Genomic DNA, 10065 nt, shown 5'->3' on the forward strand with positions numbered 1-10065 from the left:
AGTCATGTCCAACACAATAGCTGATATGGACTCCAAAAATTCTGACTCGATATTTTTAACTGACTTGACTGACTTGACTAATGGTTTCCCAGCGATTACTCCTGTATTTGGGGCAACCTTAGCCGAAGCTTGTGCAGTTTGCTTAAGCGATCGCGGACATCCTCAGGGCATAAACCTTGCAGTTGAAGGCGACTTTCAGGCAACATTTAAGCTGTATTGGCAACCCGTAACACCACAGATGATTCGATGTTGGAATGATTTAGAATATACAACAGAGCAAGCAGCTTACGGTATTGCTTTTATGATTATTACCAGACTTACAGATTTTACTGTTATTGAGCGATCTCGCAAAGGCACAGGATTTGACTATTGGCTAGGTACTGAAACCGATGATGAGCTGCTCCCATTTCAGAATAAAGTTCGATTAGAGATATCAGGTATTCGAGCAGGATATCAAAAACGAATAAACTTTAGATTAAAGCAGAAGCTAGAACAGACCAAATCTTCTGATGGTATATTGCCTGCTTATGTTGTAGTAGTTGAATTTAGCAAACCGATAGCAATGACAGCAAAAAAATGACGCAAGTTAATGTATTACATAAAGAAGCAATGGACTTAGCAGAATTAGCCCAAGTGGCTAAGCTCAGAGGTGAAATAGAGCAATCTAATCATTTGCTTAGACAAGCCTTTGCTCAAGAGTCAAGCGCCGCCGCCCTAATTGCTAATCATTGGGAATCTGAGCCAACCCGTTCAGTTTTACATTGTAGTGCTGCCTCTTTAGCGATCGAATGTGGAGAGTTTGAGATAGCCAATCGACTAATTGCAACGGCTCTATCAGGCAATCCTCCAGCAGAAATTGCCGAAGAATTACAAGATTTATTCATTCAAATTAATCTTCGCCAATATTTAGAACGTCGAGGTGTAGCTCTAGATGAAGAGAAATTAGCTAGTTTAGTTAGATAGAGCAGCCTAGATTAAAGATGAAATTGCATCGTTGATTGTAATCATCAAAGTCATCGGCGCAATAGGCGAAACCGTAAAACCACACTTCTCATAAAATTGCTTTGCCTCATCAGAAATTGCTTCCACTAAAATCGCTCTAATTCCCGCAATTTCAGAAGCTTGCAATGTACGAAGTATCGCATCCCTGAGCAAGGCTTTGCCAATTCTCTTACCCTGCCAATTTTGAGCAACTGCTAAACGCCCAATAATCATCACAGGAATGGGATCGGGCATATTTCGCTTGACTTTACCTGTGGAAAGGGTCTGCGCGATCGCACCATTTGCTAAACAGTAATAAGCCACAACCACATTCTCAACAGTAACTACATAGGTTCGAGAAGCACCTTGTATTTCATTCTTGAAAGCTCGATGCTTTAACCAATTATTGAGTTGAATATTTCCACAATCAAATTGATCGACTTGATGAGAAGGATTGATTTTTTCGGGTGGGTTAATTCCTTGATTAGTCATTAATCCCAAGGAGCCTTTGTCGTTAATAGTTGGCGCAGATTGTCATTAGGCATGATAGGAGCATCTAAGCGATCCATAAACTGCTGAAATTGCTCTGCATTAACATCAAAAAAGCAGCGATCGAGTAAAACATCTTGTGCTTTTTGGTGGGCAGATTCCAGCATGAATTCTGAGCGACTTTTACCTTGTAATGTTGCCGCCCGATCAATTAAATCTCTCTGATTTTGGCTAATCCGAATATTAATAGACAAGTCACGAGTTTGATTGAGAACTTGTTCTTTGATTTTTGTTATCTGAGATTGAGGTGATTTAGGCATAATTAAAAATTTGTTATATACCCTTATTAACATTATATTAACGCTTTTGTATATACAATGTCAATACAAGAACCACTATTCAGGGTTTGTGCTGTATATAGCGGTTAAAAGTCTTTAAAAAAACAAAAAGCCGCGCATTGCGCGGCTTTTTGGTAATGAATTGAGAAAGTTATACGTTAACTTCAGCAGGCTTGACTTGAGATAGCAAACCAGTTAGGAAATCACCCTCGATTACTTCTGTTTCTAAGAGCTTCTCAGAGATAGACTCTAGCAAATCACGATTCGCATTGAGAATCGCTAGCGCCTTCGCATGGGCATTCTCGACGATGGTTTTGATTTCCTTGTCGATCGCTTCCGAAGTTGCAGGGCTGACATTGCGTGCCATCTCCATACCGCCGAGGAATTGATTTTGTTGCTTTTGGTAGGCAAGTGGCCCCAAAACTTCGCTCATACCGTAGCTAGTTACCATCTTATCTGCCAGATCCGTAGCCCGTTGAAGGTCATTCGATGCACCTGTAGTAATGCTACCGAAGATGATTTCTTCTGCCGATCGCCCACCGAGAAGAGTTGCAATTTGGGCTTCGATTTCTTCTTTGCTTAACAAGAAGCGATCTTCTGTTGGGAGTTGCAAGGTGTATCCGAGAGCCGCCATACCGCGAGGCACGATCGAGATTTTCTCAACTTTGCCGCTACTGGAGTTAAGCGCTCCTACTAGAGCATGACCAACTTCGTGATAGGCAACAATCCGCTTCTCGTTCTCATTGAGAACACGACTCTTCTTCTCTAGACCAGCAACTACACGCTCAACTGCTTCTGCAAAGTCTTCAAGCAAGACCGTTTCACGTCCAGCACGGGCTGCAAGTAGAGCTGCCTCATTAACGAGGTTAGCAAGGTCAGCACCCGCAAATCCAGAAGTACGTGTTGCGATCGTTTCTAGGTCAACACTCTTGTCGAGGGTGACTTTAGCCGCGTGGATTTTGAGAATTGCTAAGCGTCCGCTCTTGTCAGGGCGATCGACTAAGACTTGGCGATCGAAACGACCTGGACGTAATAGTGCTTGGTCAAGGGTTTCAGGACGGTTGGTTGCCGCGAGAACAATGACAGTAGTTCCATCAACACCAAAGCCATCCATTTCCGTGAGCAACTGATTGAGAGTTTGTTCGCGCTCATCGTTACCGCCGTACATACCACCGCTAGAACGAGCCTTACCGATCGCATCAAGTTCATCGATAAAGATAATACAAGGAGATTGTTTTTTTGCTTGTTCAAACAAGTCACGAACTCGTGAAGAACCAACACCGACAAAGAGTTCCACAAATTCAGAACCAGAGATACTGAAGAAAGGAACGCCTGCTTCCCCCGCAACTGCCTTGGCAAGCAGAGTTTTACCTGTTCCGGGAGGACCAACTAGCAATACGCCTTTAGGAATCTTTGCGCCGATTTTGGTGTACTTCTCTGGAGTTTTGAGGAACTGGACAATTTCTTGAAGTTCTAGTTTCGCTTCATCAACGCCTGCAACATCGGTAAACATGGTTTTGGTTGCTTCGCCTTCGACATAGACCTTTGCCTTGCTCTTGCCAATCTGTAAGCCACCAGGTGCGCCGCCGCCACCATTACGACTAAAGAGTTGGAAAATACCCACAAAGATCAACGGGGGAATTACCCAGCTAAGTAATGTGCCGAACCAGCCCGACTTTTGCACAGGTGCAGCGGCAAATTCTACGCCACTCTTTTCGAGGCGTTCAGGGAGATTTAAGTCAAAAATTGGGGTGGTGGAAATCACATCACCAGGAAGTTCAGGGCTAACACCCTTTAGCTGATAAGTGATTTGGTCTTGTCCAATATATACACGTGCTACATGCCCTTCTTCGATTTCATGCACGAACAGACTATAAGGAACACGGGCTACGGGAGGCGCGAATAAGTTTGGTAAAAATATATTGATAATGAGCAATCCTGCACCGATCAGCAATAGGATATTGCCAATCAGACGAGCACGCGATCGCTTGGGGTCTTCTTTTTTTACAGCCATTTTTTTATACTTTAAGATTTGTTGCTAAAGTCATTATAGAAATGATGGTTTACAGGCGCTAGACCGAAAACGTAGGGATAGCCGCCTGTATCGCTAGGAAGATAAGCACCAAAAAGCAGCGACTTGTGCGACTTTTTAGTTATCTACAATTTGATATGAAATAATTATGTATGGCAAAAGATTTATATCACGATCACGTTAAACACGCCCTTGAGAAAGATGGGTGGGAAATAACTCATGATCCCTATGAATTGCGTGTAGGTGGAGTTGAAATGTATAGAGCTGTGCAACGCAGTCAACTTAAGCTTTTGGTTTATGACTTAGAGAAGGAGATTATTGAACAATGGATAAAGTAAATGTCTATAGGCAATATATTCAACAACTAATGCAAGCAAGAGCAAATCGTTCTATGCAATCTTCAAAGGAAGTCGAGGCTCAGACTATTTTTGATGTGGAGCGCGATCATTATCAGTTAGTTTATGTAGGCTGGAAACGCAATGATATAAGAGATTATGGATGTTTATTACATCTAGATATTAAGGATCAAAAGATTTGGATTCAATATGATGGGACTGAGGGTGGTATTGCCTATGAGCTATTGAAGCTAGGGGTACCTAGGGAAGATATTGTATTAGGATTTCAACCTCTTAGAGTGCGTGCTGATACCGAGTTTGCTGTAGGTTAAAAAGAATTGCGGCGCAAAGCGCCGCAATTCTTTTTAACCTACAGCTATGATTTTTCAAGCAAGCGAGTCAAGTTGAGAACTCTATATTTCATGCAACTTGATAATTGAAATTGAAAGTTGCCCATTGTTGTACATCTAACATCCATGCATCACCTATATTAGCGGCATTGCCAAACTCTGAAGGCTTGCCAGCCCGATCGAGATCATCCAAAAGAGATTGTGCGACTTGTAACGGATTAGGAATGGAAATTAATCCATTCAGAGATGAGGCTTGGCGTTGCGAAGCTTCTAAAATTTTGGCAACCTGTAAAAGTGGCGATCGGCTAATCACAATATAAACATCGACCATACCTTTAGGAGCAGAAACCGCCCAATTCATTGGCGCTTTGGGATAGGGAATTGTTAAAGTTTCCGATGGTGGAATGATGCCGTCGTTGGCGTAGGGAGTGGCGATAAAGTTGGGTGTGAGAATCTTGCTGCGCGGATCGAGACAGAAAATTCGCATATATAGCGGCTGATTGCTAAAGTTTTCGATCTGACATTCAAGGCGATCGCCAATATTAATCGGTTTAGTTCGCGCGATATTACTGAAAGCATTTGCAGGTATTAGAGCAGATCGAGCCGCAGATTTGCTAGCCACAGTGACGGCTCTTTCATCGACACCGATCATGGCTTTGAGCGTGACTCGCACATCAAGATGGGTTGCGGCTTGATTTTCCGTAGTGCGGATCAGTTTGGCTGCAAAGAAACTTTCAAGAAAGGGTTGCAAACGCTTAATCGCCACACCTACCGACTCGCCCACAGAACCAAAGGAGCCGAGAATCGGTGTATGCCCAATTGTAAATAGACCATAGCTTGCCGACTGCACTCCAAATAGACAATCAGCGCATTGTTCATTGGCATTTACGCCAAACATATTTGGCATAGTTGAGAAGGCACTGGTGGCATCAACACGTTCAATTTTGCTTAAGCCAACATCAAGGGCGATCGCTAATTTGACATTGCGCGAAATTGCTCGCATTACTTCCTGAAGTAATTGCCCTTTTTCTAATTTTGGATTGATGCTGTAATCATTTAAAACTTCAATTTTGCCGTTAAATCCATTGCGCGATTTGAGCTGAACTGTAGTTTGTGGTTTAGATGGAATTGATTTGAGAACAGAGTCTGTTTCTGATTCATTACCTATCGGAGCACTTGCTGCTCCCACCACATTCAAAATCGCACCAGCCGCATAGTTACTCAAAACGGCGATCGGTAAGCCTGCCAAATAGACATCGGCTATATGGCGATCGCTACTGCTGTTAATAATCACACCATCGGAACCAAAGTTAGGAATTGGTAACATTTCCGCAAAGGTGCTTGAAGCGATCGCCTTTTGTTTCGCCTCTTCAACTTCCCACATATTTGCAACTTGTTTCTCGATGGTGAGATTGTCATTGTGCAAAGCACGGCGATCGAGGGTAGTGGCAAGATCACTCATCACCACATTGATTTTCGTAGCAGGAACGATCTGCCATAGTTGCTGCACTAGGGCATAGGTAAATGCACCACTACTAAAACCCGACCATTGTGCATCAGCACAGAGCATATCGCCAGAGGCTGCGCGTAAAGTTGTACCGATTAGTTTCTGATCAATGGGTTGCTCGTTCGGCTCTGCTACAGTTGGTGGTTGCCAGTTTTTCAGTCCAACTCGCGATCTCAAACGAAAGTTGCCAATTGCCGAAACATTCGGATAGTAAAAGCCTGCATCGATGATATTCAAAATCCGATCCGTAGCGATCGCTTGCAGCCACCCCTGCCATTCCTGTTCCGTAATATCTCGCAGATTTTCCAAATTTTGCGGCAAGCCACTATCTACTGGCACAAGTGTATTGTAATTTCCGAGACGCGATCCATGTCCGCTAAAGTGAACAATCACCAAATCATTAGGTAAAGTCTGAGCAACTAAATGGGTCGCGATCGCATCAGTAATGTTGCTGCGGGTAGCATCAAGATCGGTCAGCGTCACAATATCTTGGGGCGCAAAGCCAAAGCGATGAATTAGTAACTCCTTTTGTAGCTCCACATCATTGATACAACCATGCAGAGGTAGCCATCCATTCGCTTCCTCTTTAGCATCATATTGATTAATCCCTATCAGTAGCGCTCGTTTACGTGGCGTTGATGCAGTCGTTTGACGCACATATTGCTCGGCAGCAAATGCCACGCGATCGCGAGTGAGAAATTGCCATCCGATTAGACTGGTCAGTCCTGCTTGTAAGAATTGTCTCCGCGCAATTCCCATATTTCTGCCGTGATTCCCTTTGTTTTTTGCGATCGCTCCTTTTAATTAAAGCCGATGCAAGGCAACTCTTTTCAGTTATTTTGCCCAATTTGCAACTAGATTTTTCAATAAGTAGAATTACTCAAACAACAAAAATAAGATGAGACGAAAAGCATCTCATCTTATTTTTGTTAAAGGTTTTCTGGATTAACACCCATTTCACGAAGCTTAGCGGCAAATTTTGCGATCGTATCTAGAGCCTGTTCTTTAGCAAATCTCTCAGTCTCAGCGCGATCGCGTTCTAGTTGAGCTTGTTCTGCTTGTTCGAGATAAGTTAAAAACTTTGTGCCATCAGGCTGAAAAATCTTGAGAGTTTCATCGGTAAGTTCAAAACGAATTCCTAAGCGAGGGCTTGTCCAATTTTGGATGTCGTCAATTGGTTCGAGATGACGATCTGCATGATTTCTCAGCCAGCCGACCAAATCATTGGCAAGATGATCGTAGACATAGTATTCCTCAACACCATAGGTTTGGTAGAACTCAAATTTCCGTGCCATCTCCGAAATTCGATTTCCCCTCGACAAGACCTCAAATACTACTTGAGGTGCAATTCCTTCTTCGAGGTGTTGAATATAGGAACCTCTTGCTCCCTTGGGTCTCCCAAACACGACCATCACATCAGGAGCGCGGCGAATTTCTGACTGCCCCTCCACAGGATACCAAAGCAAACCTCCCGCAATGAATACATCATTGTTGTCTTTAAAAAGAGCCTCTAATCCGCCCTCAATCGTGACGATCCATTGATAATGCTCGGTACTTTCTGCCATCGGTTGCCCGTCACTACTAGGATAGATGATTTCTAATTTGGAGATTGTGTTGGTCATAGTTTTTGATCGGTATTTGGGGTTGATAAATTCGCGATCGCCAAGTAGCTAAATCTAATTATATAATCTCTTTATCCAATAATCAAAGGTTGGCGCGAAGCGCCAACCTTTGATTAATTAACGTATCGATATCTTGAGCCAAACCTTTCCCAAATCACTATATATACATATTCCCTTTTGCAAGCGGCGCTGTTTTTATTGTGACTTCGCAATTACTACTGGCGGCGAGAATCTGAAGCAGCAATACGTGGATGTGCTATGTCAAGAAATTGCGCTCACTGTCAAAGAGATTCCTCCCATGGCAGCTTTACAAACGATTTTTTTTGGGGGTGGTACGCCATCTTTGCTATCGGTAAAACAGCTTGAAAAAATTTTAGAAGCGATCGCAAAATATTTTGCGATCGCTTCTAATGTTGACATATCTCTGGAAGCGAATGCAGGAACAGTTAGTCTGGAGAGTTTACAGGGTTATCGCAGTTTGGGCGTAAATCGCATTAGCTTAGGTGCACAGGCTTTTCAGCAAGAGCTACTAGATGCCTGTGGTCGCGGTCATAGCGTCGCTGAGATCTATGAAGCCGTGGATGCAATTAAGAATGCTGGCTTTGAGAACTTCAGTTTAGATTTAATCTCAGGGCTACCCCATCAATCGATGGCAGATTGGCAAGATTCGCTTCAGAAGGCGATCGCATTAGAGCCGAAACACCTATCTATTTACGATCTCACTATCGAAGAAGGAACCGCTTTTGGGAAGCGCTATCAAGCTGGTGACAATCCATTGCCAACGGAATCCCATACAGTTGAGATGTATATATTTGCCCATGATTTACTCCCATCTGTGGGTTACGAACATTATGAAATCTCGAATTATGCTCAATCTGGTTATCAATCAAAACATAATTTGAACTATTGGCACAATCAGCCTTTTTATGGCGTAGGTATGGGGGCAACTAGTTATATCAATCGCCAAAGAATCGATCGCCCTCAAAAGATGCGCCAATATCTCGATGCGATCGCGCTCTGGCAAAGTACAGGAATTGGCTTTACGGCTCCGATGATTGAGCCTATGGAGGAGTTGATGGATTCACTCATGCAGGGCTTGCGATTGGCGGAAGGTTTGAGTTTGAATGCTTTGCAAGAAACTTATGGGAAAGAGCTATGCGATCGCGCCTTGCAGATTCTCGATCACTATCGTGAGCAGGATTGGGTTAGGTTTGTGGAACATGCCGAGGATGTTCGCATTATGTTAGTTTCTCCCGATGGTTGGTTGTTTTCTGATATCGTCATCGCTGATTTGTACGAGAATTTGTAGAGTTAAGGTTTGATATGCGATCGCTATTGACATATAAAAACAAATTATTGGTGATAATCTGCCCACAAAGTGGCAAAACGTTCAGATGTCCATCCAACTAAGTCTGACACCTGTCCATCTCCAATTTCTACAACTCGTTTACAACCATCTCGACGCTCTACAACATCTACTGAAAAGAAATTACTGTTAATCCGTTTAGCACACTCCTCAACAATTTCTGGGATTTCTTCATTTTCTAGTGGAGCAAATGGTTTACTATACAACACAAAATAACGCCGCTCTGTATCAGAAATAAAGTCTTCAACTTTGCGTACACAAAGACCTCCCTCAATGAAGCCTCTAAATTTTTGCATTTCAGCTACAACTGTTCCAATCGCAGAAGGTTCATTAATTATCGATCCAATTGATGTTTTAAGAGACTTAACGTAATCCTTGATGAAGAAACTGCTCCACCCCATTTCACTTAACTCATCCTCTAAATTATCATCAATGGAAAAGAAGAGCGTCTCTGGAGTTAAATCACGAATTAATGGATACCAATTAGGTAAGTAATGTGTCGCTAAATATTCATCACGAGAAATTAGAACTTCTGCACCAGCATCCATTACAGCATTAACTAGTAGTGAATAATCGTCAGGAGTGATCATCCAGCCCCGATAAATTAGTTTTGATCCTGAATCTGGCTGAGGGAAAATTTTGGAATAGCCTGAAGACAAAGCTTCTAAAGAGATAACTGAGGTCTCAAATCCTATGTTTCGCAAGCAATCAACTTGCTCCGAATATTCTTCATCAACTTTCTTGGTGTTAAAATAATCACTAGGAAAAAGAAATCTCATAAGATTACGCCTATTTTATTTTTCAAAATGCTGTACTTAAAATCCTACTCTAAGTCAAGTGCGATCGCCTCAACGAGCTATCTGCTCAAGGATTTACTAAAGGCGATCGCAGTTTGATTTGGGGGAATAGGCGATAGATATTAGACTTGTCGGGAAACAAAAGCAAGGTATAGAGGCAACTTCACATTTATTTCTGCACTTCAATCCCTAATTAAACAAACACACGTTCATCGAAATAAATTGAAGCATAACAGAGATTCAATTGC

General features: G+C 42.6%; 11 protein-coding genes. 5 read left to right on the forward strand and 6 right to left on the reverse strand.

The window, feature by feature from the left end; all coding sequences use genetic code 11:
- Window positions 1-4: 4 nt before the first annotated feature.
- Entirely contained in the window at window positions 5-580 is a 576-nt protein-coding gene (locus tag PseudUWO311_RS17670; protein ID WP_223807624.1) for a hypothetical protein, read from the forward strand.
- Window positions 577-963 carry a hypothetical protein gene (locus PseudUWO311_RS17675; protein WP_142656551.1) on the forward strand — a complete coding sequence of 129 codons (387 nt, stop codon included), beginning with the start codon at window positions 577-579 and terminating at the stop codon, window positions 961-963. The genes PseudUWO311_RS17670 and PseudUWO311_RS17675 overlap by 4 nt, the downstream gene beginning before the upstream one ends.
- Window positions 964-969: 6 nt before the next feature.
- Here the strand turns inward: PseudUWO311_RS17675 and PseudUWO311_RS17680 are convergent, their stop codons facing one another.
- From PseudUWO311_RS17680 to ftsH, 3 genes are all read right to left on the reverse strand, one after another.
- Window positions 970-1473, reverse strand: coding sequence for a GNAT family N-acetyltransferase (locus PseudUWO311_RS17680; protein WP_142656552.1), 504 nt, complete (start codon window positions 1471-1473; stop codon window positions 970-972).
- Window positions 1473-1790: a DUF1778 domain-containing protein gene (locus PseudUWO311_RS17685; RefSeq protein WP_142656553.1), complete on the reverse strand. Its 318-nt coding sequence runs from the start codon at window positions 1788-1790 to the stop codon at window positions 1473-1475. The genes PseudUWO311_RS17680 and PseudUWO311_RS17685 overlap by 1 nt, the downstream gene beginning before the upstream one ends.
- 169 nt (window positions 1791-1959) lie before the next feature.
- On the reverse strand, window positions 1960-3822 hold the full coding sequence (gene ftsH, locus PseudUWO311_RS17690) for an ATP-dependent zinc metalloprotease FtsH (protein ID WP_142656554.1): 1863 nt from the start codon (window positions 3820-3822) through the stop codon (window positions 1960-1962).
- 170 nt (window positions 3823-3992) lie between these two features.
- On the opposite strand from ftsH, the gene PseudUWO311_RS17695 reads away from it, so the two are divergent.
- Window positions 3993-4178 (forward strand): element excision factor XisH family protein, encoded by a 186-nt coding sequence (locus PseudUWO311_RS17695; RefSeq protein ID WP_142656555.1) that lies wholly within the window; start codon window positions 3993-3995, stop codon window positions 4176-4178.
- Window positions 4166-4507, forward strand: coding sequence for a XisI protein (locus PseudUWO311_RS17700; protein ID WP_142656556.1), 342 nt, complete (start codon window positions 4166-4168; stop codon window positions 4505-4507). Before PseudUWO311_RS17695 ends, PseudUWO311_RS17700 begins: the two co-directional genes overlap by 13 nt.
- Before the next feature lie 88 nt (window positions 4508-4595).
- On the opposite strand, the gene PseudUWO311_RS17705 is transcribed toward PseudUWO311_RS17700, so the two are convergent.
- Together PseudUWO311_RS17705 and PseudUWO311_RS17710 are read right to left on the reverse strand one after the other, a co-directional pair.
- Window positions 4596-6791, reverse strand: coding sequence for a caspase family protein (locus PseudUWO311_RS17705; RefSeq protein ID WP_142656557.1), 2196 nt, complete (start codon window positions 6789-6791; stop codon window positions 4596-4598).
- Between the two features lie 170 nt (window positions 6792-6961).
- Window positions 6962-7654, reverse strand: coding sequence for a Uma2 family endonuclease (locus PseudUWO311_RS17710; RefSeq protein WP_142656558.1), 693 nt, complete (start codon window positions 7652-7654; stop codon window positions 6962-6964).
- Window positions 7655-7787: 133 nt separating this feature from the next.
- Here PseudUWO311_RS17710 and hemW point away from each other — a divergent pair, with 133 nt between their 5' ends.
- The gene (gene hemW, locus PseudUWO311_RS17715) at window positions 7788-8963 is read left to right on the forward strand and encodes a radical SAM family heme chaperone HemW (RefSeq protein WP_142656559.1); all 1176 of its coding nucleotides are present in this window, start codon (window positions 7788-7790) and stop codon (window positions 8961-8963) included.
- Between the two features lie 44 nt (window positions 8964-9007).
- On the opposite strand, the gene PseudUWO311_RS17720 is transcribed toward hemW, so the two are convergent.
- Window positions 9008-9799 (reverse strand): ATP-grasp domain-containing protein, encoded by a 792-nt coding sequence (locus PseudUWO311_RS17720; protein ID WP_142656560.1) that lies wholly within the window; start codon window positions 9797-9799, stop codon window positions 9008-9010.
- Window positions 9800-10065: the final 266 nt, after the last annotated feature.

The sequence above is a fragment of the Pseudanabaena sp. UWO311 genome (genome assembly GCF_006937785.1).
Taxonomy (GTDB): domain Bacteria; phylum Cyanobacteriota; class Cyanobacteriia; order Pseudanabaenales; family Pseudanabaenaceae; genus Pseudanabaena.